Consider the following 20481-nt stretch of genomic DNA (forward strand, 5'->3'; position numbering starts at 1 on the left):
GAGAAAATTTTTCTGTGAGAAAGATAAGGGAGGGTTGCCTGTATGTATGAGTATGATGAAGAATGTCTGCAGACATTCCTGAATATGCAGTCACAGCTTTTTGATGAGCCGGTTGCAGAGACACTGGAAGAGGCAGAAGCGTTTTTGGAAGACTGTATGGCGGTTGTTGTAGATTCTATCAAGGATGTGAGAGATTATCTGGATGAAAGCGGAGCGGACATCAGTGGTATGAGTGATGAAGAGCTGGAAGAGGCTTCAGAAGTATTCGCACTTCCGAACGGACAGTATCTGATCGTGGAAGGTTAATAAAAGGAAAAGAGCTGCGGCATCAGTTGGTTGCCGCAGCTTTTTTGAGCGCATCACGGATGGTGTTGAGAAGAAGCTGAGAAGTATAGGGACTGTCACTTGAAAGCGTAAGATGATCAAGGGACTGGGATTTACAGATCTGGTCAGCCAGATTCTCAAGAGATGGCTGAAGAAGAGGATACATGGCAGTTACCGTCTCACTTAGATTGGAAATGCGGATGGAATTGATAGAGGTGTCAGAGACAGAAACTTCCAGTTCCAGATCTTCATTTCCGAGTGTAAAAGAAGAGGTATAAACGCCGGGAGTATATTTTTTGTCGGATACAGAGGAATGCCGGTCTCCGGAGAACATAAAGAATAAAAGGCAGAGGATGAGAATACCTAAAGTGGCAAAAATAACAGTATAGATAATTTCTTTCATGTGAAGTACGATGATTTTTGTTTTGGAATTCATAAAGAACCTCCTTAGGCAGTATGGAATTTTGGCAGGTTATGCCGCTTAATAAACTATATGAAAAGAAAAAATAGTTTATGCATGAGAAATGCGTGACAAAAGAGAAAGGATTTAGTAGAATCAGGAAAGAGAAAAAGCAGAGGTGAATAGAATGTTTATAATTGTAGGACTTGGAAACCCGGATGAAAAGTATCAGGGGACAAGACATAATGTTGGATTTGATGTGGTGGACCGCCTGGCGGAGAAATACCAGATAGCAGTCGATACTAAAAAACACCGTGCCCTCATCGGAAAAGGAGTGATCGAGGGACAGAAAGTGCTTCTTGTGAAGCCGCAGACTTATATGAACCTGAGTGGAGAGAGTATCCGTAGTCTGGTGGAATATTACAAGATCGATCCGGAAGAAGAACTTCTTGTAATTTATGATGATATCAGTCTGGAAGTCGGACAACTCAGGATCCGCAGAAAAGGAAGTGCCGGTGGACATAACGGAATCAAAAATATCATTGCCAATCTTGGAACCAGTGTGTTTCCACGGATCAAGGTAGGTGTGGGAGAAAAACCGAAAGGATATGATCTTGCTGATTATGTTCTTGGAAAATTTTCCAAAGAGGACCGTGTACTTATGGAAGAAGGATATGATCTTGCCTGTGAAGCTTCTGCTCTGATCTTGCAGGGAGCAATCGATCAGGCAATGAACGAATATAACCAGAAAAAGAAAGAATAAGAGGAGGCAAAAAGCGATGCATGCACTTACGGCTCCTTTATCTGAACTGGCAGAGATTGAAGAAATCTGTGAAGAGCGTGGACGGGAACCGGGCATGCTGCTTCTTTCCGGGTGTGTGACATCACAGAAAACGCATTTGATGTATGCGCTTGGAAAAGGTTATGGGCATACATTGATCGTTCTTTCCAGTGAAGATAAAGCAAAAAAATTATACGAAGAATATCGTTTTTTAAATGAAAATACCAGCTATTATCCGGCAAAGGATCTCCTTTTTTATCAGGCAGATATCCACGGAAAACAGCTGGTCAAACAGCGGATGGAAACCTTGCAGATGATGATGGAGGCAAAAAGCCAGGTTACGGTTATTACAACGATTGACGGATTCATGGATGAACTGCCATCGGAAGCAGAAATAAAAGGGGACATTCTGACCATTTCCAATGGGGAGGCGTTGGAATTTGAATCGCTGAAGGAGAAGATCATAAAACTTGGATATGACAGGGAAGCCCAGGTGGATGGTCCGGGGCAGTTTGCAGTTCGTGGTGGAATCATTGATATTTACCCACTTACCGAGGAATTGCCGATCCGTATTGAATTCTGGGGAGATGAAGTGGATTCAATACGGACTTTTGACGTGGACAGCCAGAGATCTGTAGAGAATCTGGAACAGATCGTTATTTATCCGGCAGATGACAGACTGGGAAGTGACCGGAAAGTTTCTTTTATCAACTACTTTGATCCGAAGGACACACTGGTGTTCCTGGATGAACCAGCAAGGCTTCTGGAAAAAGGGCGTCTGGCAGAAAATGAAGTGGAAAAAGCGAGAGAGAACCGTGCAGAAGAAATGGAAAGGACCGGGGAAATGGAAGAAGCTCCGGAATTTTTTACGACAGATGAAATTATAAAATTTCTGAACAAATTCTGTATGATCGGGATGTGTGCTCTGGAAATGAAATGTAAGCCATTTTTTGTGAAAAAGCGGTTTGGAATCCAGGCAAAAAGCGTTAACCCGTATAACAGCAGCTTTGAGATGCTGACACAGGATCTCAAAAGACTGAAAAGGAACGGATACCGGGCGGTTCTGATTTCTGGGTCTAGAACAAGGGCAAAACGTCTGGCAGAGGATCTACGTGATTATGATCTGAGCAGTTTTTACAGTGAGGATCAGGAACGAGAAGTGAATCCAGGGGAGATCATGGTATGCTACGGGCATATAGAAGTCGGATACGAGTACCCGATGATTAAGTTTATTGTCATATCTGAGTCAGATATTTTTGGAAAGACAAAGAAGAAAAAGAAACGAAAAAGTTATGATGGACAGAAAATAAGCAGCTTTTCGGATCTGAAACCGGGAGACTATGTAGTGCATGAGAATCATGGACTTGGAATCTACCGGGGAATTGAAAAGATAGAAGTTGATAAGGTGACAAAGGATTATATGAAGATTTCGTATGCTGATGGTGGAAATCTTTATATTCTTGCCACACAGCTTGACCAGATCCAGAAGTATGCTAGTGCAGATGCTAAAAAGCCGAAACTTAACAAACTTGGAGGACAGGAATGGCATCGCACGAAGAGCAAGGTAAAGACAGCAGTCTGGCAGATTGCCAAAGATCTGGTGGAACTCTATGCAGTACGGCAGTCCAAAGAAGGATTTGTCTATGAAAAGGACACGGTCTGGCAGAAAGAATTTGAAGAAATGTTTCCGTTTGAGGAAACGGAGGATCAACAGCTTGCAATCGAGGCAACAAAACGGGATATGGAAAGTCCAAAGATCATGGACCGTCTGATCTGTGGGGATGTGGGATTTGGAAAGACAGAGATTGCAATCCGGGCAGCATTCAAGGCAGTGCAGGAGAACAAGCAGGTTGTCTATCTGGTCCCTACTACGATTCTTGCACAGCAGCATTACAACACTTTTGTGCAACGGATGAAAGAATTTCCGGTAAGGGTGGATCTGTTATGCCGTTTCCGCACACCTGCACAACAGAAAAAAACGATCGAAGATTTGAAAAAGGGACAGGTTGATATTATCATCGGAACCCACCGGGTATTGAGTAAGGATGTGGTATTTAAAGATCTGGGACTTCTGATCATTGATGAGGAACAGCGTTTTGGAGTACAGCATAAAGAAAAGATCAAAAAGCTGAAGGAAAATATTGATGTTCTGACACTTACGGCAACACCGATTCCCCGAACGCTTCATATGAGTCTGATCGGAATCCGTGACATGAGTGTGCTGGAAGAAGCACCAGTTGACCGGATGCCGATCCAGACCTATGTGATGGAGGAGAATGATGAGATGGTCCGGGAGGCAATCGAAAGAGAAATTTCCCGCCAGGGACAGGTGTACTATGTCTATAACCGTGTCCAGGATATAGCTGAAATGGCAGCGAAGATCCAGAAACTTGTGCCGGATGCAAATGTGGCATATGCACACGGGCAGATGCGGGAACACAAGTTAGAAGATATTATGTACGATTTCATCAATGGAGAAATTGATGTTCTGGTATCGACGACGATCATCGAGACCGGTCTTGACATTTCCAATGCCAATACCATGATCATCCATGATGCAGATCGGATGGGGCTCTCCCAGCTTTATCAGCTACGTGGAAGAGTTGGAAGATCGAACCGTATGGCATATGCATTTCTTTTGTACAGAAGAGACAAAATGCTCCGGGAGGTTGCAGAAAAACGTCTTTCGGCAATTCGTGAGTTTACAGATCTTGGCTCTGGTGTAAAAATCGCCATGCGGGATCTGGAAATCCGTGGGGCAGGAAACCTGCTTGGGGAGGAACAGCATGGACATATGGATGCAGTGGGATACGATCTTTACTGTAAGATGTTAAGTGAGGCAGTCCGTCACCTGAAGGGAGAAATCCCGGAAGAAACCTATGCGACAACCGTGGATCTGAATATTGATGCTTATATTCCGGCATCTTATATTCCGAATGAGTATCAGAAACTGGATATCTATAAACGGATCGCAGCAATTGAGACAGAAGAAGAACAGGAAGATATGCTAGAAGAACTGATTGACCGTTTCGGCGATCCGCCACGCAAGGTGCAGCAGCTTCTGATGATCGCGCAGCTGAAGGCGAAAGCACATGCGGCTTATGTAATTTCGGTAGAGCAAAAAGGCGATGAATACAAATTTACCATGTATGAGAAGGCAAGGGTAAATGTAGCAAAGATTCCGGAACTGCTGGCAAAATATAAGGGAGAACTGACATTTAAGACAGATGCAGAAAATCCATATTTTATTTATTGTAAACTTCGGAAAAATAAAAAAGAAAAAGCAGAGCAGATTCTTGAAAATGCAGGAAAAATTGTCGAAGATATACAGGGACTTGTCGAAGAATAATGTGTATTTTTTATGAAAAAGATTGCCAGTAAGGTAAAAAAAAGATATACTATACGAGTGCATAGTGAAGAAGTGTGTACAATGGAGAGAAGATCAAGGAGGAAATTTTATAAATGAAAAAAAGAGTGGTTGCCTGTATACTGGCAGTTGCCTGCATTGCATCTTTAAACGGATGTGGAAGCAAGTTTAACGGACAGGATACAGTGGTAGAAGTCGGAGATGAGAAAGTGACTGCAGATGTGGCGAACTTTTTTGCAAGATATCAGCAGGCGCAGTTTGAAACAACATATAGCAGTTATCTGGGAGATGATTTTTGGGGAAAAGAAGTTACAGACGGAAAGACTTACGAAGAGAATTATAAGGATTCAATCATGGATTCTTTGGAAGAAATGTATATTTTGGATGAGCACAAGGATGATTATAAAGTTTCGCTAAGTGATGATGAGGAAAAAAGCATCGAGGATGCTGCGAAGAAATTTACTGACAGCAATGACAGTGCTGCAAAAGATACAGTATCGGGCGATGAAAAGACGGTAAAGAAAGTACTGGAACTTCTGACACTTCAGAAGAAGATGGAAACTGCCATGACTGCGGATGTAGATACGAATGTATCCGATGAGGAAGCAGCACAGAAGAAAATGCAGTATGTGCTGTTCTCTACAAAGACAACGGGCAGTGATGGAAAATCGACAGATATGTCAGATGACGAAAAAGCAGAAGTGAAAAAGAAAGCAGAAGATTTCCAGAAAGATGCGGCTTCGGCAGAAGATTTTTCTGTATTTGCAACAGCAGTAGGTGCATCAGCCACCGATCTGACATTTGACTCGGATACGACATCGCCAAACGAAGATCTGATCAAAGCTGCTGATAAGTTAAAAGAAGGCGAAGTAACAGACGTGATCGAAGCAGACAATGGCTATTATGTTGCAAAAGTAGTCAGCCTTCTTGATCGTGATGCAACGGATACCAAGAAAGAGTCCATTGTATCACAGAGAAAGAGTGACCAGTATCAGTCAATTTGTAAGAAATGGAAAAAGAAAACGGATATTAAAGTACATAAAAAAGTATGGAATACGATCAGTTTTGCTGATCAGGGCGTAACGGTTAAGAGCACGACCGAAGATACAGATACATCTTCAGACTCTTCATCAAAATAAGCGTCTGACTTAACAACAGGAAAGTACGACAGGAGGAGAGATTAGGATGGAATCAATAGGTATAGTATTGAAGGATATCATGGGAAACAGTGCGGTATTTATAGCAGGAAAAGAAGCCGTGATTGTTTCGGCGGTATCAATTGTTATATCAGTTTTCATTGGAATTTTAGGTTTAAAGCTGATCCGTGTCTGGAATGCAGTGATTGGATTTGTTGCAGGGGCATTGCTTGGATTTGCCGTGACATATCTTATGGGACTGGAAGTTGTTCCGGTACTGATCGCAGCCGGTGTTGCGGGTTTGGTTTTTGCAATACTGAACAGTGTATTTAAGAAATTCGGAGCTTTCTGGGTATGCTTTCTGGGAATGGCTGGCACAGTACTTGCGATTACAAATGCGGGAAACTGGATCATGCTGGCAGTCTGCGGAGCAGTCGGACTGATTTTCGCAATCCTTGCGATGATTTGGTTTGAACCGTTTGTGATTATTGCGACGGCATTAGCAGGCGGTTTTGGAGCAGGAATGATGATCTATGATCTGGCAGGTCTGAAAAATGTGATTTTCATGTGGATCATTTCGATTGGGATTACATTTATCGGAATCGTGATCCAGTTTATCATGAAGTCAAGTGAGATCAACAAGAAGCAGGTTCGAAGAGCAAATGCGATCAAGAAAGAAACATCAAAAGAAGAAGAAATAGAGATGGCAAGAACCATGCTGATCGATCTGGATGATGATGATGACGAGGATGAAGAATAGATAAGATGGATGAGAGGATGTATCAGAATGTGATACATCCTCTTTTGCATCTGATCCGGAATGGCTGGAAGAAAACGGTATTTCTTGCAGCGTTATAAAAAAAGAGGTATAATAAAAATAGTATCAACGATATAAGATCTGGAGATGAAAATATGAAGATAGATATGCATTGTCATGTAAGAGAAGGATCAATTGACAGCAAAGTGCCGATTGAAGAATTTATTAAAAAGCTGCAGTCTAAAGGCATTGGCGGAATGCTGGTTACAGATCATGACACCTATAATGGATATCGGCACTGGAAGAATACGATCAAAGGGAGAAAATACAAAGATTTTGTCGTATTGAAAGGAATAGAGTATGATACACTGGATGCGGGGCACATTCTGATCATTATGCCACAGGGAGTAAAGATGCGCCTTCTGGAGCTGAGAGGGCTTCCGCTTTCGCTGCTGATTGATTTTGTGCATCACAATGGAGGAATCTGTGGACCGGCACATCCGTGTGGGGAAAAGTATCTGAGTTTTACGAATACGAAAAGATGGCAGAAATCTCCGGAGTTGATTGAAAAATTTGATTTTATAGAGACTTTCAATGCATGTGAGCCACCACAGTCCAATGAAGGGGCGAAGTATCTTGCTGAAAAATATGGAAAACCGGGAACCGGAGGAAGTGATGCGCATAAGCTGGACTGCGTCGGCATGGGGTATACGGAATTTCCGGTACGGATTGAGAAAGAGCTGGATCTGATCCGGCAGATCAGGGAAAAAGGAGAGATCCAGTCCGGTGGGGAGTATTACACGAAGACGACAAAAGACAAAATTGGAAAATTCAATAAACTTCTGATCTTTTCTTTCTGGTTTTATAACCGGGGTGGTGCACTTCTGAAAAAGCACACACGCAAAAAGAAGATCAATAAAGAACAGCCACTTGATGCAATCGATCCAATCGAGATTCCGTATCTGGACAAGATCAAGAGGAAACATTAGTGAGTGGCAAAATTTACTTTTGATACTCACATCATAATTTTAAAGATAAAAAATCCATCTGATTTCTTTTTTTAAAAGAAAACCAGATGGATTTTTTACAACCTGTTATTTTTTGAGAGACATTTCCTTCAGTTTGTTTCTAAGATCTTCAAAGGATTCTTTGTAATTGCGGCTCTGCATTTTCGGGAAAGCTTTCATGATACGCTTCTGCATATGAGAAGTTGCTTTGACATTTTCCAGGTAGCTTCTGCGAAGAAGAGCAATCCGTTCTTTTACTTCGTCAGAAACATCGGCAAGGGTGTCTGAAATTGCTTCCTGTTTTTCGGAAATAGCAGATTTAAATTCTTCCTGCTTCTCAGATACAGTATCTTTGAACTCTTCCTGTTTTTCCATAGCTGTAATGGTACGCTTGTAGATTGATTCACCAAGCTTGTCGGAAATCTGATGAAGTTCGTCTGCAATGGCCTGCATTTTTTCAAGACGTTTGTTGAGCTTCAGGATACCGGATGCTGTTACATAGAGATCGGCAAGTCCGGCAATCACCAGAATACATACAAGAATGATACCGACAAGGAAAGGAATGTGTGAGAGCAGTGTGTCAATCAGTGGATGGAATACATCTACGATGAAAACACAGAACACTCCCCAGATCAGAGAAAACAAAAGGCACACATATCCATTCAGATTGAGCGGCATATTAGAATAATCCCACCATTTGTTATGGAAAACCTTTTCGAGAATGAACCCGGTCAGCCATTCGATTGCAGTAACAAGAATAGCACTTCCGAGATATAGCAGGAGCAGGTTGGAACGAAGCGGTGTCAGAAAATGAATGACTGCAACCACGCCGAAACCATATACCGGACAGATCGGGCCATTTAAGAATCCACGGTTGACAAAACGACGTTCTTTAAAAGCGGCAAACGCAACTTCTGTACACCAGCCTAAAAAGGCATATATAAAGAAGCACTGAAATAAATAATATAGATGCTGTGCAGTCATAAAAAACCTCCTTGAGTCTGCTGCAAAAAAATATGTAATCCTTTATATTATATACAGAAAGGAAAGGTGTGTAAACGGAAAAATGTGCTATACTGAAAACATGACATGGAAGGAGCTGGTAAAATGCTGGAAGAAATGATGCCAAGATGGGTTCCGACAGAAAATGTAAATGGATTTGAAATCTGTCCCGGACTGTATCGTGATGAGGGTGCGACTGCATTTCAGTCGGCAGTTAATTTTACAGTGCATTCAAAAGGGGCTGTGACATGTGAACTTCTTCTGTTTCACAGAAAGGAACCGGAACCTTATGCGGTGATCCCATTCCCGGAAAACTGCCGGATCGGTGATGTATTTTCCATGATGGTATTCGGACTGGATATTGAAGAATTTGAATATGCGTACAGGCTGGACGGACCGTGGAAACCAAAGGAAGGTCTGCTATTTGATAAAAAGCATATTTTACTGGATCCGTATGCAAAGGCAGTTACCGGGCAGAGTGTATGGGGAAAAGCACTAAATACAGGGGGATATCGTGCCAGAGTAGTCCGGAATAATTTCTTCTGGGGCAGTGAAAAGCCAGATAAGATCCCGATGGAAAAACTGATCATCTATGAGATGCATGTCAGGGGATTCACGAAGATGGACAAAAGTGTCCGTCATCCTGGAACCTTTGCCGGAATAAAAGAAAAAATTCCTTATCTGAAAACACTGGGGATTAATGCGGTGGAGCTAATGCCGATCTTTGAATTTGATGAACTGCAGGGGAGTCGTGAGGTTGATGGAAAGAAACTGATTGATTACTGGGGGTATAATACAGTCAGCTTTTTTGCGCCGAATACGAGCTATGCAGCATCAACGGAATACAACCGGGAAGGAGTAGAATTAAAAGAACTGATCCGGGAACTGCATGATAACCAGATTGAAGTAATCCTGGATGTGGTGTTTAACCATACGGCAGAAGGAAATGAATGCGGACCGTTTATTTCGTTTAAAGGATTTGACAATCAGATTTATTATATGTTGACACCCGATGGAAAATATTATAATTTCAGTGGCTGTGGAAATACTGTGAATTGTAATCATCCGGTGGTGATCAAAATGATCCAGGATTGTCTGCGATACTGGGTGGCAGAGTACCGGGTGGACGGCTTCCGGTTTGATCTTGCCTCGATCCTGGGAAGAAATGAGGATGGGTCACCGATGGAAAATCCACCACTCGTAAAGAATCTTGCCTATGATTCGCTGCTTGCAGACACAAAGCTGATCGCGGAGGCGTGGGATGCCGGCGGACTTTATCAGGTCGGAAGTTTTCCGGCATTCCGCAGATGGTCAGAATGGAACGGAAGATACCGGGATGACGTGCGAGAATATTTAAAAGGGGGACTTTGGGCAGCAGGAGCAGCGCTTCAGAGAATTGCCGGTTCTCCGGACATCTATGATACCAGAATCCGCGGAAAACATGCTTCTGTGAATTTCCTGACCTGCCATGATGGATTTACCCTGTATGATCTTTATTCGTATAACCAGAAGCATAATGAGGCTAATGGATGGCGAAATCTTGATGGAAGTGACGATAACCGGAGCTGGAACTGTGGGGCAGAGGGGGACACTGATCAGGTGATGGTTGTTGAACTGCGCCACCGGATGATGAAAAATGCTTTTGCGGTCCTGCTTTGCAGCAGAGGGACACCGATGTTCCTTGCAGGTGATGAGTTTGGCAATACTCAGTTCGGGAATAATAATGCCTACTGTCAGGATAACGAGATTTCCTGGCTGGACTGGACAAGAAAAGAAAAGTTTCAGGATGTATTTGATTTTTGTGCTTATATGACGGCATTTCGGAAACGGCATCCGTCGATCACAGGAGATGCAGGGGCGAGCAGTCTTGGATTTCCGGAGATCAGCTTTCACGGTGAAGTGCCGTGGAAACTGGATTTTTCCAGACCGGAGATCCGGACGGCGGCAGTCATGTTTGCCGGATATGATAATAAAATGGCAAAAGAAGACTGTGTGTATCTTCTGATGAATCCATACTGGGAAGGTGTCTGGGTAGAACTTCCACAACTTCCGGGCGGATATAGTTGGCATGTGGCGGTAAATACTGGAGATAAAAAGCAGGAAATTTATCAGAATCCGGTACGGATTTCGGAGGAAAGAATTCTTGTGGGACCGAGAAGTGTGATCGTTCTGGAGGCAGATCAACAATAAAATACTATTGACAAGCGGGTACTCTTCCTTTATAGTAAGGGTACTCGTCTTTTATATTCTCTTTTCTGACCTGAAAAGGCAGAAGGAGAAACTTTTATGAAATATATGAAGAATCATTTTGCCGGAATACTAAGTGTGATTCTGGCGGTAGTATCATTGTCGGGCAGCAGTATGCCTGTCGTATCTGCAAACTCAGCAGAGAGAATCGCAAAGAAAGAAACGATTGTAAAACTTGATGAAAAATTAGGAGCAGAGCCGGGAAAAGTGCTTGAGGAGTTAAAAAACCACGAAAAGGACGGTTATTATCTGGGAACGCCTTACAGCGGATATCCTCTGACAGCAGAGAACTGCATGCGTCCGAACGGAGCCTACGGTGGAAATGGGGCAATGAACTGTACCGGGTTTGTCGCTTATGTTCTGGAAAAATGTGGAGCGGATCTGTCAGAAATTGACAAAGGAAGTCTCCGTGGCGGCAAGGTCAATGCGAGCAACTGGTTTCATTGGATGACAGACAATGCCGTGGAATCCTATCATTACAACACCATTGAGGAGCTGCTTGCGGGCGGAAAAGCGCAAAAAGGAGATGTGATCTATTTTGAGCCGGTTTCCTGGGAGGAAGAAGATGCAGACTGCCATATCGGATTTTTCTGGGGAGATAATAGCAACGATAACCGGTTCTGGCATTCGGCATCTATCCCGTCGAGTGGTAATCAGATTTCACAGCTTGTGGCAAAATCCAGATCAACGATATATCTTTTTAAGACAACCCATAACGGAAGCCTGGAGATCATGAAGAGCTCTGCAAGGTCAGAGATTACGGCTGATAATCAGCTCTACTCACTGGAAGGGGCAGAGTATACCGTCTGTAAAAGTGGGACATCCGAGGCAGTCTGCGTAATCCGGACAGACAAGAAAGGATATGGGAAGGCAGAAAATCTGCCGGAGGGTTCCTATGACATCAAAGAGACTAAAGCACCGAAAGGTTATGTACTGGACACAAAGCTGCGGCAGATCACGGTGAATGCCGGACAGACCGTGACCTATGAGTGTCAGGATGAACCGGAAAAGACAAAGGTGGAAATCCTGATCCGGAAGCAGGATGCGGAAACAGGGAAAGGGCAGGCGCAGGCAGGACTTTCTCTTGCGGGAGCTGAATTTCATGTGGCATTTTTTGATAGCATTTTTGACAATCAAAATGAGATCGGTGTGAAGGTGCCGCTCAGGAGTTGGAAGCTGAAGTCGGATGCGGATGGTGTGGTCCGGATGGATGAGGCGCACCTGATCAGCGGAGATCCGTTTTTTGAAAATAACGAGCTTCCGCTTGGAACGATTACGGTATGGGAGATGCATGCGCCGGAAGGGTATCTGGTGGACACCGTTACACATTGTATCAGGACTGGAACGGAGCAAAATGGAAGCTATAAAGCCCTGAAAATATGGAATCCAGTGGAAATAAAGGAAAAGCTCATCCGTGGGGACTTAAAGCTGGTGAAAGCGGCAGATAAAACCTTGAAAAGACTGGCGGATATCCCATTTCGGATCACATCGCAGGCAACTGGGGAGAGCCATGTGATCCTGACGGACAAAAACGGGGAGGCTTCGACCGGTGCGTACTGGAATCCACATACCGTCAACACGAATGAGGGGAAGACAAGTGAAGATGGGATCTGGTTTGGGGAAGGAATTCCGGATAATACAAGAGGAGCGCTTCCTTACGGAACGTATCTGGTGGAAGAACTGTCTTGTAAAAATAATGAAGACCGGATGCTGATTCCTGCGTTTGAGGTGGAAGTAACAAAGGAAATGCGAATAATTGATCTGGGGACACTGACAAATGATGAACATCCCGTACCGGAGATCGGGACAAGAGCATCTGACCGGGAAACGGGAACGCATAATGGGAAACGGACAGAACAGGTAACGGTCATAGATCGGGTAAAATGGAAAAATCTGGAGATTGGAAAAGAATATGTAGTTAAAGGCACATTAATGGATAAGGAGACCAAAAAGCCGGTTCTTCAGGATGGAAAAGAAGTGACCGCAGAGAAAAAGCTGATCCCGGATACAGATTCCGGAGAACTTCAGATGGAATTTACGTTTGATGCAACGAAGCTTAACGGAGAACAGGTTGTTGTATTTGAGGAAGTGTATCTGGAAGAGAAGCTGGTTGCAGTGCACGCAGATCTGGAGGACGAAGGACAGAGTGTAACCTATAAAAAGGAAAAGCAGGCAGAAGAGGAAAAACCGGAAAGTCCGGAAAAGCCAAAGGAAACTGAGAAAGCAAAGACGGTTGCAACAGGAGATGGATCTTATGTAAAGATTCTGGTATTTCTGATCGGCGTTATTCTGACCGGGGCACTGCTCCTGTGTTTTCTTCTGAGCCGGATGTGGGGACGAATGTGGAAACGCAGATAAGGATGGCATTGCACTTGAAAGGTTCTTATGCTATAATCGCTAAATAGGAAAATACTTTAGCAGATTGCTGAAGTGAATCAGAAAGAATAAGAAGGGTGGAGAACCATGAATTTACTTTATAAGAGTACAAGAGATGCAGAAAAGACAGTAACAGCTTCCCAGGCAATCTTAAAAGGGCTGGCAGATGACGGCGGATTATTTGTACCGGTTTCGATTCCGAAGCTTCCGGTGTCGCTTGGTGAGCTCAAAGAGATGACCTATCAGGAAATCGCATATACAGTTATGAAGGAATTCCTGACAGACTTTACAGAAGAAGAGCTGAAGAGCTGTATCGCAAAGGCTTACGACAGTAAGTTTGATACCGAAGAGATTGCACCGCTTGCGAAGGTGGAGGATGCTTATTATCTGGAACTGTTCCACGGAGCAACGATCGCATTCAAAGATATGGCACTTTCCATTCTTCCGCACCTTCTGACTACTTCTGCAAAGAAGAATCAGGTGAAGAATGAGATCGTCATTCTGACTGCAACATCCGGGGATACAGGAAAAGCTGCACTTGCAGGATTTGCAGATGTAGAAGGAACCAAGATCATCGTATTCTATCCGAAGAACGGAGTCAGCCGCGTACAGGAGCTGCAGATGGTAACACAGAAAGGAGACAATACTTCTGTTGTTGCGATCCACGGTAATTTTGACAACGCACAGAGCGGTGTGAAGGCGATGTTCGAGAACAAAGAGCTGGAAAAAGAGTTAAATGAAGCAGGCTACCAGTTCTCATCTGCCAACTCCATCAATATCGGGCGTCTGGTTCCGCAGGTTGTATATTATGTATATGCTTATGCGAAGCTTCTTCAGAATGAAGAGATTGCGGAAGATGAAGAGATCAATGTAGTTGTACCGACCGGTAACTTTGGAAATATTCTGGCTGCATACTACGCAAAGAATATGGGAATCCCGATTGCAAAGCTGATCTGTGCATCCAATGAGAACAAAGTTCTCTATGACTTCTTCCAGACAGGAACTTATGACCGTAACCGTGAATTTGTTCTTACAACATCTCCGTCCATGGATATTCTGATCTCCAGCAACTTAGAGCGTCTGATCTACAAGATCTCAGGAGAAGATGCAAGAAAAGATACGGATCTTATGACTGAGCTGAAGACAAAGGGAAGTTACGCGATTACAGGTGAGATGAAAGCAAACCTGGCTGATTTTGCGGCAGGATATGCGACAGAAGAGCAGGTCGCAAAGACAATCCATGATATATACGAAGATACCGGTTATGTAATGGATACCCATACGGCGGTAGCTGCAACGGTGTATAAAGCTTACAGAGAAGACAGTAAAGATGACAGAAAGACAGTAATCGCATCCACAGCAAGTCCATACAAATTTGCAGGAAGCGTTATGTCAGCGATCGATCCGAAGTATAAAGGACAGGATGATTTCAAACTGATCGAGGAGCTTCAGAAAGTATCCGGTACAGAGCTTCCGAATGCCATCAAAGAGATCATGAATGCCGAGATCCGTCACAATACGGAATGTGATGTGGATCAGATGGAGCAGACCGTTAAGAATATTCTTAGCGTAAAATAGACAGGAGAAGACAAAAGAATGAACGGAATGGAAGGAATTTTCGGGATCATTGGTATTGGGGCGGGATTGTATAGCCTGTATGCATGGTTTCAGCTTAAATTCAAAGGAATCATCAATACATCAATTCTTGTACCAAAAGATACGAATATAAAGAAGTGTAAGGATAAGGAAGCATACAGGGCAGCAGCAGGACCGAAGCTTCTTGTGCTTGCGGTAGTGCTGATCTTGTACGGCGCAGAAGATCTGTATAATACTTATGTGCAGAGTACAGGAAAATTATTCTGGGTGATGTTAGTGCTGGTACTTGCAGTACTGGTATGGTTTGCATGGACAGTCAAAAAGCTGAATGCAAAGTATTTTTAAAATCAGATCACAAAATAAAGGAAAAGGGAAGGTGCAGACAAAAAGAGTTGCACCTTCTTATTTCATTTGACGGAAAAATTTGTTACAATAAAAGTATTGCATGGCAGAGAAAATGTGATGGGGATAAAAGAAAATGTCATGCGAGAGATGAAATGCCGGAAGATTCCGATCCGTTTCAGGATGGAACCGTATTAAAAGAAGCATTTGACAGACTGAATAAATATGTAGTAGGGTAGATGAGATTTGATGGAAAATGTATTTGAGATATTAAAAGATTTACCAAAGCCGGGGGATTACGTTCTTTTGACAGTGGCAAAAGGATCCGCAGCCGGAGAAAAAGCAATCTTAGTAGAGAAAAAAATAATCTGGGAAAGTAAAGAAAACGGTTTCTTTTCAGCACATTTTTCAGAAGCAGGTGACTTGAAAAAATGTGGACTTTATGAAATCAGAGAGCAGCAGGTGTTTTGTGATATAATTGGAGGGCAGGAGCATCTGGTCATTTGTGGCGGTGGTCACGTATCGGTGCCGGTGATCAAAATCGGGATTATGCTTGGATGGAAGGTCACGGTTCTTGAAGATCGTCCGCAGTTTGCCGATCATGCCAGAAATGCGGGTGCAACGGAAGTGATCTGCCAGCCGTTTGAAGATGCCCTGGATCAGATCGAAGGAGACAAGGATACGTATTTTGTTGTATTGACCAGAGGTCACAGATATGATCAGGTTTGTCTGGAGAAGATCGTTGGGAAGGAACATGCTTATATCGGAATGATCGGAAGCCGGCGAAGAAGTGCGATGGTAAAGCAGAATCTGATTGAAAAAGGATGCAGCCAGGAAGTAATCGGCGAGATAAAAAGTCCGATTGGTCTGAACATCGGTGCTGAGACACCGGAGGAGATCGGTGTGGCGATCATGGCGGAAATCATCGAAGTAAAGAATCAGAACAAGAGAGTCTGCGGTTATCCGGAAGACTTGCTGGAAGCAATCCTGGATATCGTTCATCCGGGAAAGAAGATGCTTGCAACGATCATTACAAGAAAGGGTTCTGCACCAAGAAATGTGGGATCCAAGATGCTGATCCTGGAAGACGGCAGCTGTGTTGGAACCATTGGAGGCGGCTGTATGGAGGCAGAGGTTTTAAGAAAAGCGAGAGTCATGATGCATGAAAATAATACAGGACTAAAGACAGAATATGTGGATATGACCGGAGATGATGCGGAGGAAGAAGGCATGGTCTGCGGTGGTACGATCGAGGTGTTACTGGAACCACTCTGGAATTAAGAAAGGATGGAAAAGGCTGTGAGAGATTGTTATGGACGAACAATTGAATATATGAGAATTTCAATCACAGACCGCTGTAATCTGCGATGCAGGTACTGCATGCCGGATGGCGCAAAGTGGATTCCTATGTCAGAAATCCTGACTTATGAGGAGATTGAACGAATCTGCAGGGAGGCTGTCCGGATCGGGATTACCAGGTTTAAGATTACCGGAGGGGAGCCTCTGGTCAGAAAAGGATGCGCAGATCTGATCCGGATGATCCGGCAGATTCCGGGCACAGAGGAAGTAACAATGACGACAAATGGGGTTCTTCTGGGTGAGAATCTGGAAGATCTTCTTGCAGCGGGGCTGGATGCGGTGAATATCAGTCTGGATACACTGATTCCGGAAAAATATCAGGAGATTACCGGGGCAGATGAACTGGAAAGAGTCAGAAAATCCATTTTCATGGCAGAAAAAAGCGAGATCCGGGTAAAGATCAACACGGTTCTGCAAAAAGGAGTCAATGATGAGGAATGGAAAAGTCTGGCAGAGTTGGCGAAAAAGAACAAGCTGGATGTCCGTTTTATTGAATTGATGCCGATTGGACAGGGAAGAGCAGAGAATGGCATTTCCGGTGCCTGGGTGCTTGGAAAACTGAAAGAAGCTTATGGAATAGAAGGAGAGTTTTATCCGTTAGAGGGACGGTTTGGGAACGGACCTGCTGTGTATTATCAACTGCCTGGTTTTCAGGGGAAAATCGGTCTGATCAGTGCATTGCATGGAAAATTCTGTGACAGATGTAACCGGATCCGGATGACATCAACCGGAAAGTTAAAAGCGTGTCTGTGCTATGCAGATACTATCTCCGTTTTTGAGGCAGCAAGACACGGATCGGAAGAAGAAATCCGGAAATGTCTCGAACAGGCGATCCGTGGAAAACCGAAGATGCATCATTTTGAGGAGCATAATTTTATTACAGAACAGAAAAATATGTCACAGATCGGAGGATAAACATAAAAATGGGAAGACTGAAGGGAATCTGCATCAGTGAAAAGAGAGGAACCGAAAAACATGAGGTTCGTGAAGCCATGGTCAAAATGGACTGGGGGATTGAAGGAGATGCGCACGGTGGAAAATGGCATCGTCAGATCAGTCTGCTTTCCGATGAAAAGATTCAGGAATTTCGTGCAAAAGGGGCAGAAGTTGCGTATGGTGCATTTGGTGAAAATCTGATCGTGGAGGGATTTGATTTTCGCGCGCTTCCGGTTGGAACAAGATTTCATATCGGAGATGTGGTACTTGAGATGACACAGATTGGAAAAGAATGTCACAGTCATTGTCAGATTTATAAGAGAATGGGTGACTGCATTATGCCAAGAGAGGGCGTTTTTGCAGAAGTCGTCACCGGAGGTCATATCAAGGTAGGAGATGAAGTTGTCATGGAACAGGTGAAAAGTGACCGTCCATTTTCAGCGGCAGTTATTACTTTAAGTGATAAAGGGGCTGCCGGAGAACGAGAAGACAAAAGCGGACCAATGATTGTCGAAATGTTGAAAGATGCCGGATATGATATTAAAGAAACGATTTTATTACCGGATGAGCAGAAAAAACTGGAAAAAGAGCTGATCAGACTGGCTGATCAGAGACAGCTTAATGTGATCTTCACCACCGGAGGAACAGGATTCTCCGAGCGGGACCGGACACCGGAGGCGACGGTAAATGTCTGTGACCGGATGGCAAACGGAATAGCAGAGGCAATCCGGAATTATTCGATGACGATTACAAAGCGTGCTATGTTCAGCAGAGCTGTATCAGGTATCCGAAAAAAAACGCTGATCATCAATCTCCCGGGAAGTCCCAAAGCAGTACAGGAAGCACTGGAGTTTCTGCTTCCTGAACTTGGACATGGGCTTGGAATCCTCCGGGGAACAGAAGGCGAATGTGCCAGAAAATAAAGAGGTTAAAAATCATGAGTGGATTTACACATTTTAACGAAGATGGTAATGCAGTGATGGTAGATGTGGGGGCAAAGGCTGAGACAAAAAGAGAAGCACTTGCATCAGGGGTGATCCGCATGTCGGAAGAATGCTTTCAGAAAGTAAAGAAAGGCAGCATGAAAAAAGGAGATGTTCTTGGCGTAGCAAGAATTGCCGGGATCATGGGTGCAAAAAAGACAGCAGAACTGATTCCGCTGTGCCATCTGTTAAACCTTACCAAAGTCGAGATTGATTTTGAATATCTGGAAGAAGAGCATGGGATTCGGGCAATCTGCCACACGGCATGTACCGACAGGACCGGTGTGGAAATGGAAGCACTGACCGGGGTAAATACCGCTCTTCTTACAATCTATGATATGTGCAAGGCGGTTGACCGGGGAATGGAGATCAGAGAAATCCATCTGCTTGAAAAGTCCGGTGGAAAAAGCGGGAAATGGGTACGTTAAACGTATTTTAATTTCTGGTAAAAAAAGTAAATATCTTCAACGATTAACAGTTGAAAAAACACGGCTGATAGTCTATAATAGGCTTTAGAAAACCTGGAATGTTCGAGACTTCCGTATTTTTGAACCTACAATACTTTAAACGGGATTCTTATATCTCTGTAATATGTCAGGCCCTCATTGCGCAGGGGAAGGCAGAAAAGCAGATGCGGTTGCCCACCTAGCGGAGTGCTAGGAGTCAAAAAACGGAAAACGGCATTTCGGGGGACTACAAAAGATAAAGGACAGTTGCGAGAGCAACTGTTTTTTTGGGTTTTCAAAGAAGTGAAAATGTGATAAACTATTTTGAAAAATGAAACTGCCGATAAGATAAATGGAGTTATTATATGATGAAAACGATAAACAAGATTCGGGAAATTACAGGGCAGGTGTCACAAAAGCATGTGGGAGCATACGCGGCCCAGTCTGCTTATTTTTTTGTGCTGAGTATGATCCCGATTATTTTGCTGCTTCTTGCTATCATACAATATACTCCGGTGACAAAAGCAGATGTTATGACTGCAGTGGTAAATTTGTTTCCGGAGACAAATATGCAGGATTTTATGGTTGGCATTGTAAATGAAGTATATAACCAGTCGAAGACGGTCATTCCGATCACTGCAATCGTAGCACTATGGTCAGCAGGCAAAGGAGTACTTGCAGTTAGTACCGGACTGAACTGTGCATATGAGCTTCGTGAGACACGAAATTATGTATTTTTAAGAATCCGGGCATCCATCTATACGATCCTTTTCATTGCAGCGATCGTGATGGCGCTGGTACTTTCTGTGTTTGGTAACAATATCAGTATTTTTATATATCACAAGATTCCGTTTCTTGCGGAGACGACGGATATGATCATGCGTTTGAGAACGGTGATTTCATTTGTTGCTATGACTGGAATTTCACTTCTGGTATATCACTTTTTGCCGAACCGGAAGCTTCCTTTCAGGGATCTGATTCTGGGATCTATTTTCTGCTCTCTGGGATGGCTGGTGATCTCATTTGTTTTTTCAATGTATCTGACAATCTTCAAAGGGTTTTCCGGTCTGTATGGAAGTATGACGGCGATCATTCTTGTGATGTTGTGGCTGTATTTCTGTATGTATGTGATGCTGCTGGGAGGGCTTATTAACTGTATCTGGGTAGATGCAAAGCGGGATATCCTGGAAAAGGATTAGTTCTGCAAAAAGCAGCATTCAGGTTCCGGAATATGATTTTGCGTAGATAAACGGTGAATCTATCAGATAAAACCGCTTGACATAAAAAAATCATATGTTACAATGATTAAGTATATGACATATCATAAAAGCAATGACCGTGTAAGTAGTGAACTGTTTTCCGACAGAGAAGGAGAATCCCCGGCTGTAAGTTCTCCCCGGTTCAGGCAGGAAACGAATTTCC

At 43.6% G+C, this 20481-nt stretch carries 18 protein-coding genes, 1 other RNA gene and 1 other annotated feature (1 of these 20 cut by a window edge); of the genes, 17 read left to right on the top strand and 2 right to left on the bottom strand.

Annotation, left to right across the window (positions count from 1 at the left end; genetic code table 11):
- Window positions 1-42 precede the first annotated feature (42 nt).
- Window positions 43-306, top strand: a complete 264-nt coding sequence (locus PG418_RS00700) for a hypothetical protein (RefSeq protein WP_008371877.1) — start codon at window positions 43-45, stop codon at window positions 304-306.
- A gap of 22 nt (window positions 307-328) precedes the next feature.
- Here PG418_RS00700 and PG418_RS00705 read toward each other — a convergent pair whose 3' ends face one another.
- Complete coding sequence (locus tag PG418_RS00705; protein WP_055246492.1) at window positions 329-760, bottom strand: FMN-binding protein; 432 nt, start codon at window positions 758-760, stop codon at window positions 329-331.
- A 151-nt stretch (window positions 761-911) separates the two neighbouring features.
- Here PG418_RS00705 and pth point away from each other — a divergent pair, with 151 nt between their 5' ends.
- The 5 genes from pth (at window position 912) to PG418_RS00730 (ending at window position 7754) form a co-directional block, all read left to right on the top strand.
- Entirely contained in the window at window positions 912-1487 is a 576-nt protein-coding gene (gene pth, locus PG418_RS00710; RefSeq protein ID WP_498836940.1) for an aminoacyl-tRNA hydrolase, read from the top strand.
- A gap of 16 nt (window positions 1488-1503) precedes the next feature.
- Window positions 1504-4854, top strand: coding sequence for a transcription-repair coupling factor (gene mfd / locus PG418_RS00715; protein WP_195434480.1), 3351 nt, complete (start codon window positions 1504-1506; stop codon window positions 4852-4854).
- Between the two features lie 113 nt (window positions 4855-4967).
- Window positions 4968-6011 (top strand): peptidylprolyl isomerase, encoded by a 1044-nt coding sequence (locus tag PG418_RS00720; protein WP_498836941.1) that lies wholly within the window; start codon window positions 4968-4970, stop codon window positions 6009-6011.
- Window positions 6012-6057: 46 nt separating this feature from the next.
- Window positions 6058-6768 (top strand): ABC-2 transporter permease, encoded by a 711-nt coding sequence (locus tag PG418_RS00725; RefSeq protein WP_117834434.1) that lies wholly within the window; start codon window positions 6058-6060, stop codon window positions 6766-6768.
- 152 nt (window positions 6769-6920) lie between these two features.
- Window positions 6921-7754 carry a PHP domain-containing protein gene (locus PG418_RS00730; RefSeq protein WP_498836942.1) on the top strand — a complete coding sequence of 278 codons (834 nt, stop codon included), beginning with the start codon at window positions 6921-6923 and terminating at the stop codon, window positions 7752-7754.
- A 105-nt stretch (window positions 7755-7859) separates the two neighbouring features.
- Here the strand turns inward: PG418_RS00730 and PG418_RS00735 are convergent, their stop codons facing one another.
- The gene (locus PG418_RS00735; RefSeq protein ID WP_008371868.1) at window positions 7860-8756 is read right to left on the bottom strand and encodes a putative ABC transporter permease; all 897 of its coding nucleotides are present in this window, start codon (window positions 8754-8756) and stop codon (window positions 7860-7862) included.
- Between the two features lie 123 nt (window positions 8757-8879).
- Here PG418_RS00735 and glgX point away from each other — a divergent pair, with 123 nt between their 5' ends.
- From glgX to PG418_RS00790, 11 genes are all read left to right on the top strand, one after another.
- Window positions 8880-10964: a glycogen debranching protein GlgX gene (gene glgX, locus PG418_RS00740; RefSeq protein WP_498836943.1), complete on the top strand. Its 2085-nt coding sequence runs from the start codon at window positions 8880-8882 to the stop codon at window positions 10962-10964.
- A gap of 96 nt (window positions 10965-11060) precedes the next feature.
- Window positions 11061-13379, top strand: a complete 2319-nt coding sequence (locus PG418_RS00745) for a VaFE repeat-containing surface-anchored protein (protein ID WP_498836944.1) — start codon at window positions 11061-11063, stop codon at window positions 13377-13379.
- A 105-nt stretch (window positions 13380-13484) separates the two neighbouring features.
- A complete protein-coding gene (thrC, locus tag PG418_RS00750) occupies window positions 13485-14975 on the top strand; it encodes a threonine synthase (protein ID WP_055157399.1) in 1491 nt (496 codons plus the stop codon).
- Window positions 14976-14993: 18 nt separating this feature from the next.
- Window positions 14994-15338 carry a hypothetical protein gene (locus tag PG418_RS00755; RefSeq protein WP_022220753.1) on the top strand — a complete coding sequence of 115 codons (345 nt, stop codon included), beginning with the start codon at window positions 14994-14996 and terminating at the stop codon, window positions 15336-15338.
- Between the two features lie 47 nt (window positions 15339-15385).
- On the top strand, window positions 15386-15574 hold the full coding sequence (locus PG418_RS00760; protein ID WP_498836945.1) for a hypothetical protein: 189 nt from the start codon (window positions 15386-15388) through the stop codon (window positions 15572-15574).
- A 10-nt stretch (window positions 15575-15584) separates the two neighbouring features.
- Window positions 15585-16616, top strand: coding sequence for an XdhC family protein (locus PG418_RS00765; RefSeq protein WP_498836946.1), 1032 nt, complete (start codon window positions 15585-15587; stop codon window positions 16614-16616).
- Window positions 16617-16634: 18 nt separating this feature from the next.
- Window positions 16635-17609: a GTP 3',8-cyclase MoaA gene (gene moaA, locus PG418_RS00770; protein ID WP_498836947.1), complete on the top strand. Its 975-nt coding sequence runs from the start codon at window positions 16635-16637 to the stop codon at window positions 17607-17609.
- A gap of 8 nt (window positions 17610-17617) precedes the next feature.
- The gene (locus PG418_RS00775; RefSeq protein WP_055157405.1) at window positions 17618-18553 is read left to right on the top strand and encodes an MOSC domain-containing protein; all 936 of its coding nucleotides are present in this window, start codon (window positions 17618-17620) and stop codon (window positions 18551-18553) included.
- A gap of 14 nt (window positions 18554-18567) precedes the next feature.
- Window positions 18568-19041: a cyclic pyranopterin monophosphate synthase MoaC gene (gene moaC / locus PG418_RS00780; RefSeq protein WP_498836948.1), complete on the top strand. Its 474-nt coding sequence runs from the start codon at window positions 18568-18570 to the stop codon at window positions 19039-19041.
- An 87-nt stretch (window positions 19042-19128) separates the two neighbouring features.
- Window positions 19129-19309: non-coding RNA, 6S RNA (gene ssrS / locus PG418_RS00785), on the top strand.
- Between the two features lie 115 nt (window positions 19310-19424).
- Window positions 19425-20258 (top strand): YihY/virulence factor BrkB family protein, encoded by an 834-nt coding sequence (locus tag PG418_RS00790; protein ID WP_173691967.1) that lies wholly within the window; start codon window positions 19425-19427, stop codon window positions 20256-20258.
- A 124-nt stretch (window positions 20259-20382) separates the two neighbouring features.
- Window positions 20383-20481: a binding site (T-box leader), on the top strand; it runs 122 nt beyond the window's last position.

The organism is Bariatricus sp. TF06-38A, assembly GCF_027690675.1.
GTDB lineage: Bacteria > Bacillota > Clostridia > Lachnospirales > Lachnospiraceae > Allocoprococcus > Allocoprococcus comes.

Excerpts from the sequence above, each read along its gene's own strand:
- mfd (WP_195434480.1), top strand. The coding sequence starts at position 1,504 with ATGCATGCACTTACGGCTCCTTTATCTGAACTGGCAGAGATTGAAGAA.
- PG418_RS00790 (WP_173691967.1), top strand. The coding sequence starts at position 19,425 with ATGATGAAAACGATAAACAAGATTCGGGAAATTACAGGGCAGGTGTCA.
- PG418_RS00705 (WP_055246492.1), bottom strand. The coding sequence starts at position 760 with ATGAATTCCAAAACAAAAATCATCGTACTTCACATGAAAGAAATTATC.
- glgX (WP_498836943.1), top strand. The coding sequence starts at position 8,880 with ATGCTGGAAGAAATGATGCCAAGATGGGTTCCGACAGAAAATGTAAAT.
- PG418_RS00735 (WP_008371868.1), bottom strand. The coding sequence starts at position 8,756 with ATGACTGCACAGCATCTATATTATTTATTTCAGTGCTTCTTTATATAT.
- pth (WP_498836940.1), top strand. The coding sequence starts at position 912 with ATGTTTATAATTGTAGGACTTGGAAACCCGGATGAAAAGTATCAGGGG.
- PG418_RS00700 (WP_008371877.1), top strand. The coding sequence starts at position 43 with ATGTATGAGTATGATGAAGAATGTCTGCAGACATTCCTGAATATGCAG.
- PG418_RS00775 (WP_055157405.1), top strand. The coding sequence starts at position 17,618 with ATGGGAAGACTGAAGGGAATCTGCATCAGTGAAAAGAGAGGAACCGAA.
- PG418_RS00720 (WP_498836941.1), top strand. The coding sequence starts at position 4,968 with ATGAAAAAAAGAGTGGTTGCCTGTATACTGGCAGTTGCCTGCATTGCA.
- thrC (WP_055157399.1), top strand. The coding sequence starts at position 13,485 with ATGAATTTACTTTATAAGAGTACAAGAGATGCAGAAAAGACAGTAACA.
- PG418_RS00725 (WP_117834434.1), top strand. The coding sequence starts at position 6,058 with ATGGAATCAATAGGTATAGTATTGAAGGATATCATGGGAAACAGTGCG.
- moaC (WP_498836948.1), top strand. The coding sequence starts at position 18,568 with ATGAGTGGATTTACACATTTTAACGAAGATGGTAATGCAGTGATGGTA.
- PG418_RS00765 (WP_498836946.1), top strand. The coding sequence starts at position 15,585 with ATGGAAAATGTATTTGAGATATTAAAAGATTTACCAAAGCCGGGGGAT.
- PG418_RS00755 (WP_022220753.1), top strand. The coding sequence starts at position 14,994 with ATGAACGGAATGGAAGGAATTTTCGGGATCATTGGTATTGGGGCGGGA.
- PG418_RS00745 (WP_498836944.1), top strand. The coding sequence starts at position 11,061 with ATGAAATATATGAAGAATCATTTTGCCGGAATACTAAGTGTGATTCTG.
- PG418_RS00730 (WP_498836942.1), top strand. The coding sequence starts at position 6,921 with ATGAAGATAGATATGCATTGTCATGTAAGAGAAGGATCAATTGACAGC.